The organism is Mucilaginibacter glaciei (assembly GCF_014773245.1).
GTDB lineage: Bacteria > Bacteroidota > Bacteroidia > Sphingobacteriales > Sphingobacteriaceae > Mucilaginibacter > Mucilaginibacter glaciei.
Genome location: NZ_JACWMX010000005.1, coordinates 166,863 through 189,031, shown reverse-complemented (window position 1 = coordinate 189,031; position 22,169 = coordinate 166,863). Strand labels below are relative to the sequence as shown.

The window sequence follows — 22,169 nt, the reverse complement described above, 5'->3', positions numbered from 1 at the left end:
GAATGATAATAGGAACGATAAGTTTTATAAGATATTGATCAGCAATTATGGGGCTGGTTGCTAAAGTAAAAGAACAGGCCTATCATAAAAATAATGCTCACTACGTAAAGGCCGATGTTGAGCTTGCTGTACTCGTCGGGGTTGCGGCGGATCTCGTACACGTTATAAACACCCAATAACACTATAGCTGCCCAAAAAAAGTTATTAATGCCGGTGCAGCCGGTAAACAGCTGGATCAGCACAGCCGCAACTATCATGTTGGTGAAAATCAGCAACACCGTTGGCGGGGTAGTATGATGTTTCCTGCGTTTATAGAGCCCTTCGGGTAGCATTGCCGTTTATTTTATTTCTTCGTAATCAACAAATTCACCTTCCGTATCGGGCACTGCGCCTTTTTTACCCTGAGGGATATGGTCAACCTTAACACGGCCATCCGGGCGGGGTTGCTGCTGATAATTTTGCTGCTGGCGCGCTTGCTCCTGTGCTTTGTTAATCACATTATTAAACAGCATAGGCAGGAAAATACGTACCAGGCTGCGCAGGATATATAAAATACAAATAGATATAATTAGAAAACGTATGAGTATCATCTGTTTAGAATTAGCTTACAAATATAAGATTATAACGTAAAAAAGGTTTCGATTTATATAGCGGTGATTTTCAAACAGATCAAACCCCGGCAAAAACCGTTTCTAACTTCAACTCAAATCCGGGCAATATAACGGTGGTAATTGTATCACCCACTACCAGCGGCCTTGATGCCTGGTAAATGCCGTTCACTAAAGTATACTTTAAAAAAGTTTTATCCTGCGGGGATATGATCCAATACTCCAACACGCCCGACTCTTCATAAACTTCATACTTATTGCGCAACTCCGTTTGATTATTACCGGGAGAAAGTATTTCAACCACTATATCGGGTGCGCCAATACAACCCCGTTTATCTAATTTAGAAAGGTCACATATCACGCAAACATCCGGCTGCACAACGGTAAATATTTCTTTATCCCCGTCATCACGCTTGCGTGGCAGCCTAACATCAAAAGGTGCCGCATAAGCTTTGCAATTCTTCCCTTTAAAAAAAATATAAAGTTCTCCGGATAAAACCATTGAGATCATTTGATGCTTAGATGCCGGAGCGGGTATAATTTCAAAGATCTTACCCTTTATCAACTCCAGCCGCTCCTCAAATGTCCATTTCAGGTAATCGGCATAACTATAAGTTTTATTTAGATCAAGATCTGCAAGTTGCATCACTTCCATCACTCAAATTTAAAAATTATCTGCACATCCGCATATTTGAAATCTGCACATCTATTTATGAGAATTTCTCCTCCATCATTTTTTCCAGCGCAAACATTTCGTCACGCAGTTTAGCAGCCAGCAAGAAATCCATGTTCTTGGCAGCGGCAACCATGTCTTTACGGGTATTATCAATAGATTTTTTCAAATCGGGCTTGGTCATATACTGCACTATCGGGTCGGCGGCCATTGATATCGTATCCGCCTCGACATAGGCCTTCTGCACCCCACCTTTAAAGTCGACCACTGAGGTTTGCTCCATGATCTCTTCTTTGGTTTTACCCACCGTTCTTGGGGTAATACCATGTTCGGTATTGTATTTCATCTGCAATTCGCGGCGGCGCATGGTTTCGTCCATCGTTATTTGCATCGAATCGGTTATTTTATCGGCATACATAATTACCCTGCCCCTATCATTACGGGCGGCACGGCCAATGGTTTGGATCAATGAACGCTCCGACCGCAGAAAACCCTCTTTATCCGCATCCAGGATAGCTACCAAAGATACCTCCGGCAGATCCAACCCCTCACGCAACAAGTTAATGCCTATCAGTACGTCAAATTCGCCTAAACGTAAACCCCGCAGGATCTCCACACGCTCTAAAGTCTTCACCTCCGAATGGATGTAGCGGCACTTAATGCCCAGCCTGTCCATGTACTTGGCTAATTCTTCGGCCATGCGTTTGGTGAGGGTGGTTACCAGGATCCGGTCGCCCATCTTAATGGTTTTATCCACCTCGTCCAGCAAATCATCCACCTGGTTAATCACCGGGCGCACGTCAATCAGCGGGTCAAGCAAACCCGTAGGCCTGATTACCTGCTCTACCACCACACCGCCCGATTTTTCCAATTCAAAATCCGCGGGGGTTGCGCTTACATAAATAGTTTGCGGGGCCAAACGCTCAAACTCCTGGAAGTTGAGCGGGCGGTTATCCATCGCCGCAGGCAAACGGAAACCATAGTCAACTAACGAGATCTTCCTCGACCGGTCGCCGCCGTACATGGCTCGGATCTGCGGAACGGTAACGTGGCTCTCGTCGATCACCATCAGGTAATCGTTCGGGAAATAATCCAGCAGGCAGAAAGGGCGCATACCGGGCTGGCGGCCATCAAAAAAGCGGGAGTAATTTTCAATCCCGCTGCAATAACCCAATTCGCGGATCATCTCCAGATCGTAGTTTACCCGTTCTTCCAATCGTTTAGCTTCAATAAAGCGGCCGTCATCTATAAATTGCTTTTTGCGGCTTTCCAGTTCTTCTTGTATGGCCCAGACAGATTGCTGGAAACGCTCGCGCGGGGCGACATACAGGTTGGCGGGGTAAACCACCATATGCGTCATCTTCTCGATGGTTTTGCCGGTTGTAATATCAAAAGTGCTTAATTCCTCAATGTCGTCGCCGAAGAAGGAAATGCGGTAAGCGTAATCCATATACGCCGGGAAAATATCTACCGTATCGCCTTTAACCCTAAAGGTACCACGTTTGAAATCGGCAGTAGTACGGGCATACAGTATTTCTACCAATCTATGTAAAAAGGCATTCCGGCTAATGCGGGTACCTACCGCGAATTTGAATACCGAATTGGCAAAATCTTCGGGGTTACCCATACCGTAAATACAGGAAATGGACGATACCACGATGACATCCCTGCGGCCGCTCATAAGTGCCGACGTGGTACGTAAACGCAGTTTTTCTATCTCCTCGTTTATTTGCAGGTCCTTTTCTATATAGGTATTTGACGAGGGGATGAACGCCTCGGGCTGGTAATAATCGTAATAAGATACAAAGTAGTTCACGGCGTTATCCGGGAAGAACTGCTTGAATTCGCCGTATAGCTGCGCCGCGAGTGTTTTGTTATGGCTTAGTATCAGCGTAGGCTTTTGGGTTTGCTCAATTACGTTGGCAATGCTAAACGTTTTACCCGACCCGGTAACCCCCAAAAGGGTTTGGAAAGGATCGCCATTATTGACACCCTCAACCAACTGGCGGATGGCTTCGGGCTGATCGCCGGTAGGAACGTATTGAGAAGTTATTTTAAAATCCATTATTCAAAAATAGTGATTTGTATGAAGAGATTTGTGATTAGGCTGTCAGGATTTGCTAAACATTTTAGTGTACCGCGAAGCCTTTGTATAACCCATATCTGCTGCCAATGTTCATACAAAGTAAATGCGATGTGATGACAGCCCTATGTCAGCAGGCGATTGACAAGACAATTTATTTTACGCCTGCAGATTTTAACCTTATATTTAGTCCGCTGATAACAACTCACCACAAACCACAACCATGCTTTTTGTACTTAACCAAACCAACAGTATTGCCAACCAGTTCCTGGCCGAAATGCGCGATGCCAATTCGCAGCAGGATAAGTTTCGTTTCCGCAAAAACGAGGAGCGACTGGGCGAAATATTGGCCTACGAAGTAAGCAAAAGTTTTAGCTATACCGCCAGCGAAGTAACAACACCCTTAGGCATTGCCAATATTAACCTGCCCGATGTACAGCCCGTGCTGGCCACCATCCTGCGCGCCGGGTTGCCGCTGCACCAGGGCTTTATGAACTTTTTCGATCAATCCGACAGTGCCTTTGTGACCGCCTGCCGCAAGGTTAAGAAAAGCGGCAACTTCACCATCCAGGTAGATCATATCAGCACCCCTAATTTAGATGGTAAAACATTGATCATGATAGATACCATGCTGGCCACCGGCCAAAGCCTGGTGCTGGTTTGTAAAGAGTTGATGGCGCAATATAAAATTGCCGACTTGCATATCGTATCCGTAATTGCCAGCATGGAAGGGATTGCTCACGTACGGGCCAACCTGCCTAAGGCCAAAGTTTGGGTGTGCGCAGTAGACGAAGAAATGACCAGCAAAAGTTATATAGTACCCGGCCTGGGTGATGCAGGTGATCTGGCGTTTGGGGAGAAGGCGTAGGGGTGGGATTTCGGATTTCGGATTTTTAATTTCGGAGTTAAGCCGCGTTTATTTTAGATTTGCCGAGACACCATGTGGTTTTCGATAATCCGAAATCGAACATCCGAGATCCGAAATGAAACAATACAAACATATCTTCTTTGACCTTGACCACACCATTTGGGATTTTGATAAAAATGCGGAGGAGACCCTGCACGAGCTTTACGGGATCCACAAATTAAGTGATTTGGGCTTACCGTCTGCAGACATCTTCATCGAAACCTACACCAAAAACAATCACGAGCTTTGGGCCAAATACCACCTGGGGCAGATCACGAAGGACGAACTGCGCGAGGAGCGTTTTAAAACTACCTTCACCCAATTAGGCGTACACCCCGACCTGGTACCTGCCGATTTTGAGGATGCTTACGTAGCCCTCGGCCCTACCAAAAAGAACTTGTTCCCGCATGCGCATGAAACATTAACCTACCTGCAAGGGAAATACACCCTTCATTTGATCTCCAACGGCTTTAAAGAATCTACCGAGATGAAGGTAGCAGGCACAAACCTCGCCCCGTATTTTCAAAACGTGATCATATCCGAAGTGGTAGGCGTTAATAAACCCGATCCGCGTATTTTTCAGCACGCTATAGATTTGGCCGGGGCCACCAAACAACAAAGCCTGATGATAGGCGACAGCCTGGAGGCCGATGTGCGCGGCGCCCTGTCCTTCGGTATGGATGCCATTTATTTTAACCCGGCGGGTTTAGAGAAACCGGCCGACGTGCCCGCGCAGATAAACCATTTAAAAGAGTTAACTTTAATGCTATGAGCCTCTTGATAAAACCGGGTAATTATCAAATTGTAATAACACCAGAAGACGAGGGCGGCTTTAGCGTATCTGTCCCTGAGTTGCCGGGGTGTTTTACTCAGGGTGAAACACTTGAGGAAGCAGTTGATATGGCAAATGAGGCTATCGCACTGTATTTAGAAAGTTTAAAAGATTAATTTTATGAACGTAGCCCGCGAGCGTCGCAGCATTGAAGAAGCCTTGGATATTTACCGCGAGTGGCTGGACACCATTACCGATGAGCAATTTACCCAAACCCCATCCATGGGCGGCTGGAGTTATGCCGAGGTTTACGACCATATTATGAAAGCAAGCCTGGGGTCGACTATCGCCCTGGAACGCTGCACCCACAACAATTGCCCGCCAACAAAAAAAGGCGTTACGCTGGCAGGCTGGTATTTATTGTTGATGCAAAGCTTCCCGCCGTTTAAAACCGAAGTGCCCGAATCCGTTGCCGCTAAAATGGCCCCTAAAAAGATAGATAAGGAAGAAGCCAAAAACCTGATTATTAAAACCCGTAAACGCATAGAAGCTATTGCCGGTTTAGTGGCCGATGCACCTAAAAATGCACGCTGGCAGCACCCGCGGATGGGTATGCTGAACGCCAACCAATGGTTTAAGTTTATTCGCATCCATTTACAACATCATCTGGATCAGCTAAACCGGATTAAAAAAAAATTCGTATAGTAGGTAACCTTTTACATTTAACATAGTCTTAACAGTATAATTATTTGATAATAGGATATTTGTAAAAACAATACGTGATGAATTTTGAATTTGCTTATTTGTTTGTTGTAGGACTGCTGGTGCTGTTAGGCATCTTTTACCTAAGCCCTTACGAACTAAAGGTTAATGAAGAGGACGACGAAGAATAGCCGTCGCCAAAGCATCCCTGCAATATTTTTCCGGTTTAAATTACCGGCAGGAATAGTAACCCCAAAACTTTGATGGCAAAGCGCGAAGTAGATATCGTTATTATATCAGATGTGCACCTGGGCACGTATGGCTGTCACGCCAAAGAACTTTTAAAATACCTCAAATCCGTTAAGCCAAAAATGCTTATCCTCAACGGGGATATCATCGATATCTGGCAGTTTAGTAAATCTTACTGGCCCGAGAGCCACATGAAGGTAGTGCGCCGCATCCTCAAATTTGTTACCGAGGGTGTGCCTGTATATTACCTCACCGGCAATCATGATGAAATGCTGCGTAAATTCACCGATTTTAACCTGGGCACCTTCCAGCTTTTAGATAAGATAGTACTGAACATCGATGGCAAAAAAGCCTGGATCTTTCATGGTGATGTTTTCGATGTGACCATGCAGCACTCCAAATGGCTGGCTAAAATGGGGGCTGTGGGGTACGATACGCTCATCCTGATCAACAGCATGACCAACTGGTTGCTTACTGCTATGGGCAGGCCTAAAATGAGCTTCTCGCAAAAAATAAAGGCCAAGTTTAAAGACGCCGTAAAATTTATTAACGCTTTTGAGCAAACCGCTGCCGACCTGGCCGTAGAGAAACAATATAGCTACGTAATTTGCGGGCATATTCACCATGCCGAGATCAGGCAGATCCAATCGACCGAGAACACCGGCTCGGTGCTGTACCTCAACAGTGGCGACTGGGTGGAAAGTCTAACTGCCCTTGAATATAACCAGGGCGACTGGAAGGTTTTCACCTACTATGCTGACGACTTTAAAACCGATAACGACGAAGACGACGTTACCGACGCCGAAGACCTGGATGCCAAACTGGATGTTAAAAGCCTGCTGGAACGGTTTAGGCAGGAACCGGGATAGGGCTTCGCTCAAAGACGTGTTAATTACATTTTGTTCGTAGGACATACCGTTAGCGTACCAATTGTTTACCCTTATAAGAGGCATTGTAATGCTCTAATCAATCCTTCCATAATTACTTTCAGCCTATGGTCGGTGTTATCACCGCACTATCTTGTAACCTTGCCAATATAATTACTTTACCATTTATTCACCTACAAAACATATTTGTTTACTAAATTGCCCACAATTCTATCTGCATGAAAATATTGTTTGGTATACAGGGTACAGGTAACGGCCATATTAGCCGTGCGCGTGAAATTGTGCCCTTGTTGCAGCAATACGGCGAGGTGGACCTGCTCATTAGCGGCACCGAGGCCGAGGTGAGTTTAAGCCAGCCGCTTAAATACCAGTACCACGGGTTTAGCTTTGTGTTTGGCAAAAAAGGCGGGGTAGATAACTGGGCCACCTTTAAGCTCATGAACCTGCGCCAGCTTTGGAAGGATATGCACAATATCCCCCTTAAGCAATACGATCTGATCATTAATGATTTTGAGCCCGTAAGCGCATGGGCCTGTAAACTGCAGGGCATCGAGTCGGTTTCATTAAGTCACCAATGCTCCTTCGTATCGCAAAATACACCCCGCCCTAAAAAATGGAACTATGCCGAATGGCTTTTTAAATACTATTCGCCTACTACGCACCATATCGGTTTCCATTTTGAGCGTTATGCCGATTTTATCAACACCCCGGTTATCCGCAGCGATATCCGCAGTATGCAAACCGCTAACCAAGGCCACTATACGGTTTATCTGCCCGCTTACAGCGACGCTACATTGGTAAAAAACCTGAGCAAGACCGATGCGCAATGGCACATATTCAGCAAGCGCACAAAAAAGGCTTACACCGAAGGCAACGTGCAGGTGTTCCCGGTAAATAATGAGGCTTTTAATACCAGCCTGGCCAATTGCGAGGGCTTACTTACCGGCGGTGGCTTTGAAGGCCCTGCCGAAGCTTTATTTTTAGGGAAGAAGGTTTTGATGATCCCGATGCGCGGCCAGTACGAGCAGCAATGCAATGCCCTTGCCGCATCCCGGTTAGGGGTTGCCGTTATTGAAACCATTAATAGCGATTTTGTGAACCGCATTAACAAATGGCTGGCCGACGATACCCGCATCAGTGTAAACTTCCCTGATGAAACTGCAGGGATAGTGGAGCGAATGGTAAAACAGTACGCGAGGTAGTTTTCATACCTCAATTCCCTCCCCGGGGAAGGGGCGCGCCGGGAAGTGAAATGGCCGGGAAGTGTTTTACATTAATACCAGCGGCTTACCCTCCCTACTCTTTAGACGATAGATTTAAACTAAGCTATCAAACACTCCGCTTTTTCTGTTAATTTTGCCGCAAAGCCCACCGGTAAATGATCAATCTTTTTAAGATATACAACCCAATCAATATTTTATGGCTGGCCGTATTATTGTTCATTACCCGTATTGGCTACCTGGCGCAACTTCCCGGTAAGGTTGAATTTATTTTTGTCGAACCCTTTGCCCGCCTGCTCATCCCCGTATCATACGAGTACGCATTCGCGCCGTTCACCAACATTTTTTTAGCCGCCCTGCTTATTTTGGTCCAGGCCGTGTTAGTAAACTATATGGTTAACCATTTTAACCTATTGGGTAAGCCCTCCTTTTTGCCCGCGCTGATGTATGTGACCGTTACTGCGTTGTTTACACCCTTTATGGTTTTAAGTGCGCCGCTCATCTGCAATTTCCTGGTGATATGGATGCTGTTTAAATTACTAAGCCTTTACAAAAGCGACGACGCAAAATCCACCGCTTATGACCTGGGCATTATTGTAGCACTGGGCTCGTTGATATATTTACCCTACATATACCTGTTTCTTTCTATCTGGATAGCCCTCATTATCTTCAAGCCCTTCAACTGGCGGGAATGGATCTCGGGCGTGTTAGGCTACTTTACCGTATTTTTTTTCTTTGCCGTATTTTATTATCTGAACAACCGGCTGGGCAGCTTTTATGACATTTGGGCACCCCTTGGTACTAAGTTCCCGGCCATCCATATCAAGTATATTAACTATCTGGTTTTGGTACCTGTACTGCTTATTCTGGTGCTTTACTTCTTTAAACTGCAGCAAAACTATTTTAAAAGCTACGTGCAGGTGCGTAAATCTTTCCAGTTGTTGTTTATAATCTTCCTGATAGCGGGTTTCTCCTTTTACGTAAAAAGCGAATTCAATCTCAACCATTTTTTACTGTGCGCGGTACCTGCAGCGGTATTTTTTAGCTATTACTTTATCAATGCCCATATCAAATGGTTTTACGAAAGTTTATATTTATTGCTGTTGATCAGCATCATATATTTTCAGTTTAACACTTTTTAACTTTTACATTCGTTCAAATTTCAGCGGTTATATTAGTTTTGTAGCATGAAATTTGGCGTAGTAATATTTCCGGGCTCCAATTGTGATGAAGATATCATCCACGTTCTGCAAAATGTAATGGGCCAGCAGGTGGTGCGGTTATGGCATAAAGACCATGATCTGCAAGATGCCGAGTTCATCGTTTTACCGGGCGGCTTCTCTTTTGGCGATTATTTGCGCTCGGGCGCAATCGCCCGTTTTTCACCTATCATGCAAGAGGTTATTCAGTTTGCTGCCAAAGGCGGTAACGTTCTGGGTATTTGCAACGGTTTCCAGATACTGACCGAAGCAGGCCTGTTACCAGGCGCATTATTGCACAATAACACCCGCAGATTTATTTGCCGCAACATCCACATGAAGGCGCAAACAACAAACAGTTTGGTAACCCGCCAAATAGACCCGCAACGCGCCTTAAAGATCCCGGTAGCACACGGCGAGGGCAATTATTTTGCCGATGCCGATGTTTTGAAGGCCATTAATGATAACGACCAGGTACTGTTCCGCTATTGCGATGCAGCTGGTAACGTTGTTGACGACGCCAACCCTAACGGTTCTATCGAGAATATAGCCGGTGTAACTAACCAGGCCCGTAATGTGTTTGGCTTTATGCCACACCCCGAGCGCGCTGCCGATGCATTGTTAGCTAACCAGGATGGCCTGGCCATATTTGAATCGATATTAGCACTGGCTAACGCCTGATGACAAACCTGGTTATTGATATTGGCAACAGCTTTACCAAGATCGCTATTTTTGAAAAGGATGATCTGCTAAAAGTTGAGCAATACCAACAGCCGGATATACGACAGATAGAAAATTTTATCGGCAGTAACATTATCGGTAAAACAATCATATCGTCTGTAAAGCAAGTTAAAGAAGCCTGGCATTTGTCATTGGTTGATAAGCACCCGGTAGTTTACTTTAATAGCGGGATAAAGGCCGGCATTAATAATCATTATAAAACACCCGGCACCCTGGGAGCCGACAGGCTTGCAGCAGTAATAGGCGCAAATTACCTGTACCCTGCTGTTGCTAATGTTGTAATAAGCGGCGGCACCTGCATCACTTATGATTATATAGATGCCGGCGCAAATTATTTTGGCGGCAGTATATCACCGGGTTTAAAAATGCGTTATAAAGCGGTAAATGAATTTACAGCCGCGCTGCCACTCATCAATGCCGATAGCGATTTTGATGCAGCATATGGCGACGATACCGAATCGGCTATTAAATCGGGCGTGCAAAACGGCATAAAATATGAGCTGGAAGGCTTTATAAATAACTATATAAAAACACAAAAAGCGTACAATATTATACTAAGCGGGGGCGACAGTATTTTTTTTGATACGCTGTTAAAAAATAGCATCTTTGCCCCCTATATTAAAATTGAGCCATACCTGGTTCTTAAAGGATTAAACGCAGCTATACAAAAGCATAATGATTAAATATATAAGGTTCATCGTTCTGATATTACTTACTGCTACTGCATTTGGTGTAAATGCGCAAAATGCCACTACTGCAACTACCAGCTCACCCTATTCCCGTTATGGCCTGGGCGAACTAAACTCAGGTGCAATTTCACAAAATGCTGCAATGGGTGGTATCGGCGTAGCTACCAATAACGTTAACCTTTTTAACACGGTTAACTTGCTAAACCCGGCTTCGTATTCAAACTTAAGGTTAACTGTAATTGATATAGGCTTAAGCAGCAGTATCAATACTTTAAACAAAACGGGCTTTGGCAGCCAAACCAACTCAACTTTTAAAGTAAATCATATCGTATTTGCCGTACCGGTTTCAAAAAGATCGGCACTGGCGTTTGGTTTAACCCCTTACAGTGAATTAGGTTATAACTACAGGCAGGTGTTGCCAAACTTTGGCACCGGTTTACCGGCAGATACCAACGCTGTAAATTATCTGTACCAGGGCAACGGCGGTCTTACCAAAATATTTTTAGGGTATGGTTTTGGTATAGGCAAGCATTTAACGTTAGGTGCAAATGCTTCTTACCTGTTTGGTAACCTGCAAGAAACGCAATCAACAGAAATCCCTACACTTTTCGCTAACCTCAACTCAAGAACTGAAGAGAGCAACAGCATACATGGTTTTAATGTTGACTACGGCGCGCAATATACTATCGACTTTAGCGAAAGAAAGCACCTGGTGCTGGGTTACTCTGGTGTGGCTAACTCAAAATTAACCACACAAAATAGCTATGTGGTAAGCAGCTACTTCTCTGAAGCGGGCGGCACACCGGGTTTAGCAACAGATACCCTGGTGAACAGGCAAGACCCTAAGGGCAAAGTGCAGTTACCATTGATAAACCGTTTTGGTATCTCTTATCAATATGACGGTAAATACCTGGTTGGCGCCGACTACTCGATGGGCCAGTGGTCAAAATTGACCGTTGCAGGAATTAACAAAGGCCTGCAGGATAGCAAAACATTTAATGTAGGTGGGCAGTTTACGCCAAACATCGGCTCATTAACCAGTTATTTTGCATCGGTAGATTATCGCCTGGGCGCCATATATGATCAAACTTATATTTTGGCCAATAACACCAGCATTAAAAGGTACGCGGCTACCTTCGGCCTGGGCTTACCGTTAAGACCGGGTAATAACAATACGAGCTTTTATAAAATTAACCTCGGTGCCGAAGTAGGCAAGCGCGGAACGCTGACTAACGGTTTAATTAAAGAAAACTACGTTAACATACACCTGTCATTCACCCTTAACGACAGGTGGTTCCAGAAATATAAATTTGATTAACAAGCCGTTTATGCAGCAGGGGCAGGTAAAATATCTGAAGCTTTATTTGCCGGCAATTGTAATGTGCCTGTTTTTATTTGGCGCCTGCGAAAACGACTTAAACAAAGTAAGGGCTATAGCCGCTGCCGATTCTACCAAAGATATTAGTCAAACCGTAGGTGTCGAGATGTTGTTTAGCGACTCGGCGATTGTAAAGCTAAAACTTACCGCGCCGCTCTCCATATCTTATAAAGACAAAAAGAAACAGCCCATCACCCTGATGCCACACGGCGTTAAGGTGGTTTTTTACGATGTGGACATTAAACAGATTGGTAATATCGTAGCAGATACGGGCATCCAGCGCGAAACCGAAAAATTGATCATCTTCCGTAAAAACGTAGTGGCCACAAACCCCGAGGGCACCGTTTACAAATCGGAAGAATTGATTTACGATCAGGGCAAAAAACAGATCTACTCTACCAAAAACGTTTTGATGACCAAAGTTGGCGGCGATCAAATGACCGGTACCAGCTTTGTAAGCGATGATAAGTTACTCCACCCCATCTTCCAGAACGCCACTGCCGTTATCCATGTGGATAATAGCATAGCGCAATAAGGCCCTGAATTTTACGCAAAAATTTGTGTTATAGAATTTTAGTAAAAATTGTATCTTGCGCCTCTTTTTGAGAAATATAAAATTTAGATAGTTTATGGGTATAATGGGTTTTTTGCGGGAGCGAATGGGAAAGATTCTCGCAGGTGTTATTGGATTAGCGCTTTTAGCTTTTATTGCAGGTGAAGTATTAAAGTCGGGCAGTTCTTTTTTTAAAGACAATGCCTCAGAAATTGGTGAAGTTAACGGCCAGTCTATAGGCTATGCTGAATTCAGCAAAAAGCTCGACGCCTCTACACAACAGTTCAGGCAGCAATCGGGCGGCCAGGAGCTTACGCCACAAATTAACAGCTACTTACAGGAAACCACCTGGAACACTTACTTAAGCCAATTGCTTTTAAATAAAGAGATTGATAAGTTGGGCCTTACAGTTGGCGATGCAGAAATGCAGTCGATGATATCTGGTAACAACCCCGATCCTCAAATTGCACGTCAGTTTGCCGATCCGCAAACCGGGCAGTTAGATAAGGCAAAATATAACCAGTTTTTAAGCTACATACAAAGCCCTAAGGCTGATACCGCGCAATTACGCGCCTGGGCCGATTTTGTGCATCAGTTGGTAGAAAGCCACCGGGTTCAAAAATACATGTCGTTGGTAACTAACGGCCTTTATGTGAACTCGCTGGATGCTAAAGACGATTACCTGTCAAAAAACAAACTGGTAAACTTCAAATATGCTACGCTTGATTATGCTTCAATTCCGGATAGCAAAATCAAACTGACCGACGATGATTATAACAGCTACTATAACGATCATAAATATCAGTTTAAAAACCAGCAGGAACTGCGCAGCATTAATTATGTTGCCTTTAACGCGGCCCCTTCTAAAGACGACTCTGTAGCCATTAAGGCACAGGTTGATAAGCTGGCGGGTGATTTTAAAACCAGCACCCACGATTCGTTATTTGTACAGATCAATTCTGAAACAAAAACACCTATCGTATTCCAGAAAAAGGGTGCGCTTGAGCCGCGTTTAGATTCGGTTATGTTTAGTGCCGAAAAAGGTTTCATCTACGGCCCGTACATTGCTAACGGCAGTTACAAAATTGCTAAACTAATCGACTCACGTGTTGGGCCCGATTCTGTTAACGCGCGCCACATCTTATTAAACCCGGCTGCTGAAGGCGGCGTTGATAAAGCTATCGCGAAGGCCGATTCATTGAAAAAACTGATCGAAGGCGGTAAATCATTTGGCGAGTTAGCTAAAATGTACTCTATCGATAAAGCATCTGCTGAGAAAAATGGCGACTTAGGCACTTTTGGCCGTGGCGCTATGGTACCGGTATTTGATGATGCCGCATTTGCCGGCAAACCTGGCGATATTAAAATCGTAACATCACAATTCGGCGTTCATTTACTAAACATTGTTAACCAAAAAGGTTCATCAAAAGTGGTTAAGGTTGCAGTTGTTGACAAACCTTTACAGGCAAGCAGCAAAACGCAATCTGCGGTGTACAGCAAGGCGCAGGCTTTCTTAGTATCTTTAAATAAAGATAATTTTGATGCACAGGCCAAAAAACAAAACCTTGCCGAGCGTAATGCCGAAGATGTAAGCGGTACCGCTGCTGCCATCCCGGGTTTAGATGCAGCGCGTGACGTTGTTAAATGGGCATTTAAAGCAGAAAAGGGTGATGTATCTGACCAGGTATTTACCGTTGGCGATAAATATGTTGTTGCCCGTTTAACAGCTATTAAGCCTAAGGGGTTGTTGCCTTTAGATGCGGTTAAAAAACAAATTGAGCCTGCTGTTAAAAACATGGTTAAGGCTAAAGAGCTTACCGCTAAATTTAACAGTGCCTTAAGCGGTTCAACTTCTATTGACCAAGTTGCGCAAAAAGCCGGCAGCAAAGTGGTACCTGTACAAAACATCGTTTTTGCTAACCCTGTTATCCCCGGTGCAGCTGCGGAGTATGCGTTGGTAGGTTCGATATTTGGCTCGCAGCCAAACAAATTATCAAAACCTGTTGAAGGCGTGCAAGGTGTATACGTTTACACGGTTGATAGTTTCGTTAACCCTGCACAGTTAACCAACTCGGTTAGGGAGAAACAACAATTGAGCCAGGCGTTGCTACAACGTTCTGAAGGGCAGATACTGGATGCCCTGAAAGATAAGGCGAATGTAAAAGATAACAGAGCTAAGTTCTTATAAGCGAAATTTAAAGTAATTTTACATCCGGCAAGAGCGTTAAGCTGTTGCCGGATTTTTTTATTTAAGAGCAAATGGAAATACAGGAAAATATAATCAACAAGGTTGCGCAAAGCGGGCTGGTCACTTTAGACCCGGCACAGTTTTACGCGCCCGGCGAGCGCGTGCTTTATGATATTAAGGATAACCTTTTTCATGGCCTGATGTTGCGCGAAAAGGATTTCCGCGAGTTTGTGAAAGGGCACAACTGGGCACAATACCAGGGTAAAAACGTGGGCCTGTACTGCAGTGCCGATGCCATTGTACCCGCCTGGGCGTACATGCTGCTGGCCAACCGACTGGCACCCTACGCGCGTGAAGTAGTTTTTGGCGATGCGGACGTATTGGAAACCGTATTATATGTAAAAGAGATGGCCCGCCTGGATGTTGAACAATACCGCGACCAGCGGCTGGTGATAAAAGGCTGCGGCGATATCCCTGTACCGGTATCGGCCTATGTAGAGCTAACACAGCGTTTAACACCAGTAGCAAAGAGCCTCATGTTTGGCGAGCCCTGCTCAACCGTGCCTATTTATAAACGCAAAGATTAAACCGTTGGGGTTTTGCGTGGTCTATGCGTTGTAAATCAATTAAATGAATAAATACTTATTAGCCCTTTTATTGTTGCTGAGCGTAAGCCGGACTTTTAGCCAGGATGCCGCCAAAACAGACCAGGTTGCCTTTCAGGCAGGCGAGCAGATCACTTATAAATTAAAATACGGCTTTTTTACCGCCGCTGAAGCGGTGATCAGAACTGAGAATAGCACTCAAAAATTTGATGGGCACCCTGCCCTGCATATTGTGGCCGATGCCAAAACAGCGGGCACATTTGATGTTTTTTATAAGGTGCGCAACCGCTACGAAACGTTTATTGACCCCAAAACACTTTTGCCTTATTATTACCAGGAAGACAGGCATGAATCCAGCTATAAGCATACCGATAAGGTAACCTTCGACCATAAAGAGCATAAAATATCCGCCGATAAGGGCAGCTTTCCGTTTACCGGTAATGTATTCGATTTCTTATCAGCCTATTATTACGCCCGCAACCTGGATGTATCGCACCTTAAAATTGGCGAAAAGCTGGAGTTAAGGTATTTTCTGGAAGATGGCATCCACTCCATGACCATTACCTTTGCCGGCCGCGAAAAGGTTAAATGCGCGTTGGGCACCTTTAACTGTTTAAAATTTAACCCTACTATCATCCCCGGCCGTATCTTCCGTAAAAATAGTATGCTGTATCTTTGGGTTACCGATGATGCCAACCGTATCCCTATTAAGGCGCATGTGGAGTTGGTAGTGGGTAGCCTGGTGATGGACCTTTCGGATGCTAAAGGATTAAAATATCCTTTAAATCCTATAAAAAAATAAAAAAATAATGATTGAAGTTGGAAGCGTGTTGCTGCACGAGGATGTGATTAAGGAAAACTTTGTTTGTAACCTGAATAAATGTAAAGGGGCCTGTTGCTTGGAAGGCGATTCGGGCGCGCCCTTAAATTACGACGAGCTGGACCTGTTAGACGAGATCTACCCGAAGGTTAAGCCATATATGACCGCCAAAGGCATTACTACTGTCGAAACAGTTGGTACGTATGTTACCGACTTTGAAGGCGATTATACCACCCCTTGCGTAGATACCAATAAAGAGTGCGCCTATGTGATCTGGGAGAATGGGATTACTAAGTGTGCTATCGAAAAAGCTTATGAGCAGGGTGCCATTACCTGGCAAAAGCCTATCTCCTGCCATCTGTATCCTATCCGTATCACTGCTTACCCCGAGTTTGACGTTTTAAATTATGACCGCTGGAGCATTTGCAGCCCGGCCTGCAGCTTCGGCGATGAGCTAAAAGTGAGCGTTTATCAGTTCCTGAAAGGCCCGCTTATCCGTAAATATGGCGAAGAATGGTACCGCGAACTGGAAGATACCATTGCGGGGATCTAAACCGGGGCGGGCGAATGGAAAATAGCTTTTAAAACTTGCAGATGGTTTTGGCTTAAGCCGTAGTTTCCTGATCAATTACCGTCCACTAAAGTGGGACGGCAATGAATTAGAACTGCAATTTTTTGTTTAATAATTCTGTTCATTGCCGTTTGGCTTTAGCCAACGGTCGATAACAAAACCTTTAAGAGGCTTTAGCCAAAAAAAAGACAGTTGCAAATTTTAGAGTAAGTCCCCTGGCAACACCCCCGATGCCTTTTTATATGATAATTTGCCTTAATTTGGATAATATTGCAGCAAACAATTAGCATCGTAATTATAAATTGATGAAAAAGGCTCTCATTACAGGTATAACCGGCCAGGATGGTGCTTACTTAGCAGAGTTTTTGCTCAAGAAGGGCTACGAGGTACACGGGGTAAAACGTCGTTCATCATCATTTAATACTGATAGGATAGATCACCTTTATCATGACCCGCATGAGGCAGGCGTTAAACTGCACTTGCATTACGGCGACCTGTCCGACTCTACCAACCTGCTCCGGATTATCCAGGAAACCCAGCCCGACGAAATTTATAACCTGGGTGCCCAAAGCCACGTAAAGGTAAGCTTCGATACGCCCGAATACACGGCCAATGCCGATGGTATAGGTGTGCTGCGGATACTGGAAGCCATCCGCATTTTAGGGCTTGCCAACAAAACCCGTATTTACCAAGCTTCCACATCAGAGCTTTATGGTTTAGTACAGGAAGTGCCGCAAAGCGAGAAAACACCTTTCTACCCCCGTTCGCCGTATGCCGTGGCAAAAATGTATGGCTACTGGATAATTGTTAATTATCGCGAAGCTTATGGTATGTACGCCTGCAACGGCATTTTGTTTAATCATGAGAGCCCCGTACGCGGCGAAACATTTGTTACGCGTAAAATTACACGCGCGGTTTCAAAGATAGCCCTGGGCTTACAAAACGTGCTTTATTTGGGTAACCTGTCCGCACAGCGCGACTGGGGCCATGCTAAAGATTATGTGGCCGCTATGTGGATGATGCTGCAGCAGGATGTGCCCGAAGATTTTGTTATCGCTACGGGCGTAACCACCACCGTGCGCGAATTTGTTAAACTCGCCTTTGGCGAATTAGGCATCGAGGTAGAATTTAGTGGCAAGAACGAGAATGAAAAAGGTGTGATCATCGATATAGATGAGCAACGCATTATGGAGCTTGGCCTTAATGCCGATGCCTTAAGGTTTGGCCAAACCGTTGTAAAGGTTGATCCTAAATATTACCGCCCCACCGAGGTTGAATTGCTCATCGGCGATCCTTCAAAAGCTAAAGCCAAATTGGGTTGGGTGCCACAATACGATTTACAGGCACTGGTTACCGAGATGGTATTAGCCGACCTTAACCTGGCAAAAAAGGATGAGCACCTTAAACAGGGCGGGTTTAAAACATTGAATTATTTTGAATAGTGGCCGCAATTTGGCCCCGATATTTATATGAAGAAACTCTTAATTAGCTTTACAATCTTACTATTTGCGGCAGGCGTAGCCCGGTCTCAATCGGTATACCAGCCTTACAGCTACGATTTTTATCAAAAGCTAAACAGCGATGTTTACTCAACCAAAACAAGGGTGCATAGTACGTTAAAACCTTTTTTTGCCGATGATTCCTTACTGCGGTTCCATTACGATTCATTAATGAATTATGGCAGCGGGACGGGTAAAGGAAGCAGTTTCAGCAAATTATTTAACGGCCACCAGATAGAGGCCGACGGTAAAAACTCCACGTTTTATACCGACCTGCTGCCCGATTTTAACTACGGCCGGGATTTCAGCCAAAAAAAGCCAACTTACTTAACCTCATTAGGCTTACAATTTGGTGGTACCGTAGGTAAAAAATTCTCCTACTATGCGGCTGGTTTTTTAAACGGTGGAAAGCCGCTCGAATACATAGCCACTTATATTAACCAAACCGCGGTAGTGCCGGGGCAGGCACCCGCCCGCGTTTGGCTGAGCGACCCTACCGGTTACAACTGGTCGTACATTACAGCTGTAGCATCTTACACGCCCAATAAATACATCAATATTACCGCCGGCCGCGACCGTAACTTTATCGGCGACGGCTACCGCTCGCTACTTTTGTCAGATTACTCCAGCCCCTATCCTTTTTTGAAGCTTACCGCCACTTTAGGCAACGTAAGATATATGGCCATGTGGGGTAACTTTTCTGACCCAACATCTACCAGCGATCAGTTTAATAACCGCAGAAAGTGGGGTGTTTTTCACTACCTGGACTGGAACGTAAGTAACCGGGTATCGCTCGGTTTCTTCGACTCAGTGATTTGGCCCAATACGGACGATAACGGCCACGCCCGCGGGTTCGACCTGAGTTATATTAACCCGGTGATCTTCCTGCGCCCTATCGAGGCTTCAAATGGTTCGCCTGATAACGCCCTGATAGGTTTTACAACAAAGTACAAGATCACCGACGGGCTTACCGCCTACGGCCAGTTCTCGTTAGATGAGTTTGAGGCCAAAAGCTTTTTCTCTAACAGCGGCAGCTCACGTAACAAATACGGTTTTCAACTGGGCATAAGGGGTGCTGACCTGTTTGGGGTTAAAGGCCTTAACTACCTGGCAGAAACCAACAACGTTAAACCGTTCACTTATTCAGAGCGGTCGTCTATTATCAGTTTCTCCGGCGCCAGCGAACCCTTGGCACACCCATGGGGGGCCAACTTCAGGGAGTTTTTGGGCTTATTAAGCTATTCCTATAAACGGTTTGATTTTTCGGGCGAGTTGGATTACGGCCACTACGGGCTCGATCAAAATAATTTAAACTACGGTAAAGATATCTTCCTGATCTATGAAGACCCGGCTTCTGAATTTGGCAATTACATTGGCCAGGGCTTAACTACCAATATGGTGTACGTGCAGGGCAAGGTATCTTACCTGCTCAACCCCAAATATAACCTTAGGTTAGAGCTTGGCGGCGTGTACCGTAACGAAAAGAACAGTGCTTTTACAGATAAGTCGGCCGCGATAACCTTTGGTGTGCGCAGTTCGTTCCGCGCCATTTATAATGATCTGGCGAGTTATAATAAGCATTAAAGGGGTTTTGGGGGAAAGAGACAACAGGCTTTGCCTGCTTACTTAATTTTGCAATTTCGCTTTAAATGGGTGTTCAAAACGTGGACTGATGGAATCTATCAACCATACGTTTTTATATTTACTTAAAACAAAAATATAGCTCAAATCTTTGCTTACTGTGATTCTAACATAGCAATTCCCATATTCTTTTCTTACGCTACCTACTCTAATTTTCTTAATGTAGTTGGTTAACATATCTTCTTCCTGAAGTTGTATTAGCGGGTCTGTGTCGAATCCAAATACTGGCCCATCAATTTGAGGGTTTACTTTTAAATAATTAGCTGCAGAATCATACCGCATCTGAATATTATCTAAAAGTTTGTCTGATACGCGACCGTTTCTTTTTAATTTAATTTTATACAATTTAAGATTTTCGTAATTGACTACGTAAGGTGTCGTTGTATCGCCTGGCAAACCCATTTTAAAAAAATGATTTTTTTCTAACCAAGCATTCTCGGAGACATACCATCGGAGAAATTTGATGCAAGTCGCCGCCGGCCTTTCCGGAGGATTTGGCTTGATAACTATCGACGGCAATTTTCTTGAATGTTCAAACGATTTCTCGTTCTTTAATACCGACCCATAGCTTACTGAATGAAGAAAAGCCAGGATTATGATGACTAAGTTATATTTACTCATTTTTATAGTTTAACGCTTTTACGAACATGTGTGATTTTAAGTGTTAAGCCACTAAAGTTACCAACTTGAGAATGACCAGAAATAAGCCCAGTAGACTCATTAAAATATAACTTATTTCCAGTGCTCGTACCTCTTCCCGGCAGATTAGTTGCGTTATCATAAAACCTGTAAAATTTGCCACTTGCGTTTGTTCCTGCACCAACAATCACAACAAAATGATCTGTTGTATTGTCGTAATTTGGGCTTCCCACAGCATAATCAACTCCGACAAGTACAGGAATACCATTTTGTAAAGCTTGATTAAGATAAGTTATTGCTTTCCTTGTTTCAACCAAATCTACCGTCGGAATATTTGTCTCATTATAAATTTTGAATATCATTGGACTTGTTGACGACCAACCTGTAGTGGTGTAATTAAGTTTTCCTAATTGTCTTTTGGCCAAATCAAAACATTTTGAACCATCGTATTTAATAAAGTTGTTCCAACCCATAACATCACTAACAGTTGGCCAGGGAGCACCTGTTTGATATTCTTGATAACTCGTTCCGTCTGACGGTAAAATTGGATTGTTTGATCCCTCGATTTCATTTGCCGATGCGATACCCACTTCAAAGACATAATTAAGATCATCCTCGTAAGGATATTCGTTTATTATTTCAATATTCTCCCAATTATTATTCGCGACGGAACAACCTGTCCCCGGGTCGGAGATTTGGGTACCATCCGGACCGCAGCCACCCGTTATGGGATTTGGTTGACTTACGTGTACCCAAACTGAACCGTTACCATAATTTACTCCTCTAACTAAAAGCCCACCACCCAAATCTATCGGCGTATTATAGGTTATGTCGCCACTCGCTATCCCCCAATAATCATTGCCAGCAGTAGTTCCGCCGCCGGCACTGGCACCTTGTTTTCGTAAACAACTAAACACTGTTTCATCAGCTGCGAAAGTTTTTTCGTTATCTATATTCCAATCCTTATCAACTAACCAGCACCATAGCCGGGCAAAAAAATCGGGGATATTGTTTACCCTTTGCTTGGATAAACTGGCATAGGTACTTGAAGAATAAAAACATCTTCTACATTAAGTTTACCTTTGTCATAGTGCAGAATTTTTGAATCGCCTGCTTGGTATGACAGTGCAAAAACATCTCCGCTAAAATATTTAGAACCAGAATGATTATCCCGCCATTTATAAGCATAGCTGCTCACCGAATCGTTCTTTTTGGTAAAATACATGGCCGAATGCTCGGCAATTGGTATGCGTACCACATGTTGCCCTCTTATGATGCTCTGCTGCGATTTGGAAAGTTGTAATTCAGCCATTTGATCGGCTGTTAAAGTTTTATTAAGCGATTGTAAAATTTCTTGGCTATTTAGCCTTTCGCTATTTTTCAGCTTTCTGATCGCCGCCAATACATCAGTGCCTGCTGCAGGTTTTTCATCATTAATGACCGTTTTTTTACAGGAAACAACGATAATGAGAGCGCAAAAAGCCATAAAAACAGCCCAGTTCTGTATTGGAAATAATTTCTTCATGGATAAGATTGTGAGGTTTG

Annotated in this window: 24 protein-coding genes; 17 read left to right on the top strand and 7 right to left on the bottom strand. The window is 44.3% G+C overall.

What is annotated here, in order from left to right; translation table 11 throughout:
- Window positions 1-38: 38 nt before the first annotated feature.
- The 4 genes from IDJ76_RS13255 to uvrB form a co-directional block, all read right to left on the bottom strand.
- Complete coding sequence (locus tag IDJ76_RS13255) at window positions 39-332, bottom strand: hypothetical protein (protein WP_191163817.1); 294 nt, start codon at window positions 330-332, stop codon at window positions 39-41.
- 6 nt (window positions 333-338) lie between these two features.
- Window positions 339-590 (bottom strand): DUF4834 domain-containing protein, encoded by a 252-nt coding sequence (locus IDJ76_RS13250; RefSeq protein WP_191163816.1) that lies wholly within the window; start codon window positions 588-590, stop codon window positions 339-341.
- A 79-nt stretch (window positions 591-669) separates the two neighbouring features.
- Entirely contained in the window at window positions 670-1,263 is a 594-nt protein-coding gene (locus IDJ76_RS13245; RefSeq protein ID WP_191163815.1) for a Uma2 family endonuclease, read from the bottom strand.
- A 55-nt stretch (window positions 1,264-1,318) separates the two neighbouring features.
- On the bottom strand, window positions 1,319-3,346 hold the full coding sequence (gene uvrB / locus IDJ76_RS13240) for an excinuclease ABC subunit UvrB (protein WP_191163814.1): 2,028 nt from the start codon (window positions 3,344-3,346) through the stop codon (window positions 1,319-1,321).
- A gap of 241 nt (window positions 3,347-3,587) precedes the next feature.
- On the opposite strand from uvrB, the gene upp reads away from it, so the two are divergent.
- The 17 genes from upp (at window position 3,588) to IDJ76_RS13155 (ending at window position 19,928) form a co-directional block, all read left to right on the top strand.
- Window positions 3,588-4,232 (top strand): uracil phosphoribosyltransferase, encoded by a 645-nt coding sequence (gene upp, locus IDJ76_RS13235; protein WP_191163813.1) that lies wholly within the window; start codon window positions 3,588-3,590, stop codon window positions 4,230-4,232.
- Between the two features lie 115 nt (window positions 4,233-4,347).
- Window positions 4,348-5,043 (top strand): YjjG family noncanonical pyrimidine nucleotidase, encoded by a 696-nt coding sequence (locus IDJ76_RS13230; RefSeq protein ID WP_191163812.1) that lies wholly within the window; start codon window positions 4,348-4,350, stop codon window positions 5,041-5,043.
- Window positions 5,040-5,219: a type II toxin-antitoxin system HicB family antitoxin gene (locus IDJ76_RS13225; protein WP_191163811.1), complete on the top strand. Its 180-nt coding sequence runs from the start codon at window positions 5,040-5,042 to the stop codon at window positions 5,217-5,219. The genes IDJ76_RS13230 and IDJ76_RS13225 overlap by 4 nt, the downstream gene beginning before the upstream one ends.
- A 4-nt stretch (window positions 5,220-5,223) precedes the next feature.
- A complete protein-coding gene (locus tag IDJ76_RS13220; RefSeq protein ID WP_191163810.1) occupies window positions 5,224-5,748 on the top strand; it encodes a DinB family protein in 525 nt (174 codons plus the stop codon).
- A 260-nt stretch (window positions 5,749-6,008) separates the two neighbouring features.
- Complete coding sequence (locus tag IDJ76_RS13215) at window positions 6,009-6,863, top strand: UDP-2,3-diacylglucosamine diphosphatase (RefSeq protein ID WP_191163809.1); 855 nt, start codon at window positions 6,009-6,011, stop codon at window positions 6,861-6,863.
- A 236-nt stretch (window positions 6,864-7,099) separates the two neighbouring features.
- On the top strand, window positions 7,100-8,083 hold the full coding sequence (locus IDJ76_RS13210) for a glycosyltransferase family protein (RefSeq protein WP_191163808.1): 984 nt from the start codon (window positions 7,100-7,102) through the stop codon (window positions 8,081-8,083).
- A 176-nt stretch (window positions 8,084-8,259) separates the two neighbouring features.
- Complete coding sequence (locus IDJ76_RS13205; protein ID WP_191163807.1) at window positions 8,260-9,243, top strand: DUF6427 family protein; 984 nt, start codon at window positions 8,260-8,262, stop codon at window positions 9,241-9,243.
- 45 nt (window positions 9,244-9,288) lie between these two features.
- A complete protein-coding gene (gene purQ, locus IDJ76_RS13200; RefSeq protein ID WP_191163806.1) occupies window positions 9,289-9,981 on the top strand; it encodes a phosphoribosylformylglycinamidine synthase subunit PurQ in 693 nt (230 codons plus the stop codon).
- Window positions 9,981-10,724 carry a type III pantothenate kinase gene (locus tag IDJ76_RS13195; protein WP_191163805.1) on the top strand — a complete coding sequence of 248 codons (744 nt, stop codon included), beginning with the start codon at window positions 9,981-9,983 and terminating at the stop codon, window positions 10,722-10,724. Before purQ ends, IDJ76_RS13195 begins: the two co-directional genes overlap by 1 nt.
- Window positions 10,717-12,048, top strand: coding sequence for a hypothetical protein (locus tag IDJ76_RS13190; protein ID WP_191163804.1), 1,332 nt, complete (start codon window positions 10,717-10,719; stop codon window positions 12,046-12,048). Before IDJ76_RS13195 ends, IDJ76_RS13190 begins: the two co-directional genes overlap by 8 nt.
- Window positions 12,041-12,643 carry an LPS export ABC transporter periplasmic protein LptC gene (lptC, locus tag IDJ76_RS13185; RefSeq protein WP_191163803.1) on the top strand — a complete coding sequence of 201 codons (603 nt, stop codon included), beginning with the start codon at window positions 12,041-12,043 and terminating at the stop codon, window positions 12,641-12,643. The genes IDJ76_RS13190 and lptC overlap by 8 nt, the downstream gene beginning before the upstream one ends.
- A 94-nt stretch (window positions 12,644-12,737) precedes the next feature.
- Window positions 12,738-14,849 carry a peptidylprolyl isomerase gene (locus IDJ76_RS13180; RefSeq protein ID WP_191163802.1) on the top strand — a complete coding sequence of 704 codons (2,112 nt, stop codon included), beginning with the start codon at window positions 12,738-12,740 and terminating at the stop codon, window positions 14,847-14,849.
- A 71-nt stretch (window positions 14,850-14,920) separates the two neighbouring features.
- Window positions 14,921-15,436 carry a DUF2480 family protein gene (locus IDJ76_RS13175; protein ID WP_191163801.1) on the top strand — a complete coding sequence of 172 codons (516 nt, stop codon included), beginning with the start codon at window positions 14,921-14,923 and terminating at the stop codon, window positions 15,434-15,436.
- Window positions 15,437-15,479: 43 nt separating this feature from the next.
- Complete coding sequence (locus tag IDJ76_RS13170) at window positions 15,480-16,256, top strand: DUF3108 domain-containing protein (RefSeq protein WP_191163800.1); 777 nt, start codon at window positions 15,480-15,482, stop codon at window positions 16,254-16,256.
- 7 nt (window positions 16,257-16,263) lie between these two features.
- A complete protein-coding gene (locus IDJ76_RS13165) occupies window positions 16,264-16,827 on the top strand; it encodes a DUF3109 family protein (RefSeq protein ID WP_191163799.1) in 564 nt (187 codons plus the stop codon).
- A gap of 323 nt (window positions 16,828-17,150) precedes the next feature.
- On the top strand, window positions 17,151-18,287 hold the full coding sequence (gmd, locus tag IDJ76_RS13160; RefSeq protein WP_191163798.1) for a GDP-mannose 4,6-dehydratase: 1,137 nt from the start codon (window positions 17,151-17,153) through the stop codon (window positions 18,285-18,287).
- A gap of 27 nt (window positions 18,288-18,314) precedes the next feature.
- Window positions 18,315-19,928, top strand: a complete 1,614-nt coding sequence (locus IDJ76_RS13155; protein ID WP_191163797.1) for a gliding motility protein RemB — start codon at window positions 18,315-18,317, stop codon at window positions 19,926-19,928.
- A gap of 42 nt (window positions 19,929-19,970) precedes the next feature.
- On the opposite strand, the gene IDJ76_RS13150 is transcribed toward IDJ76_RS13155, so the two are convergent.
- The 3 genes from IDJ76_RS13150 to IDJ76_RS13140 form a co-directional block, all read right to left on the bottom strand.
- Window positions 19,971-20,606: a hypothetical protein gene (locus IDJ76_RS13150; protein WP_191163796.1), complete on the bottom strand. Its 636-nt coding sequence runs from the start codon at window positions 20,604-20,606 to the stop codon at window positions 19,971-19,973.
- Between the two features lie 2 nt (window positions 20,607-20,608).
- A complete protein-coding gene (locus IDJ76_RS13145; protein WP_191163795.1) occupies window positions 20,609-21,541 on the bottom strand; it encodes a hypothetical protein in 933 nt (310 codons plus the stop codon).
- A gap of 95 nt (window positions 21,542-21,636) precedes the next feature.
- Window positions 21,637-22,149, bottom strand: a complete 513-nt coding sequence (locus IDJ76_RS13140; RefSeq protein WP_191163794.1) for a hypothetical protein — start codon at window positions 22,147-22,149, stop codon at window positions 21,637-21,639.
- Window positions 22,150-22,169 lie beyond the last annotated feature (20 nt).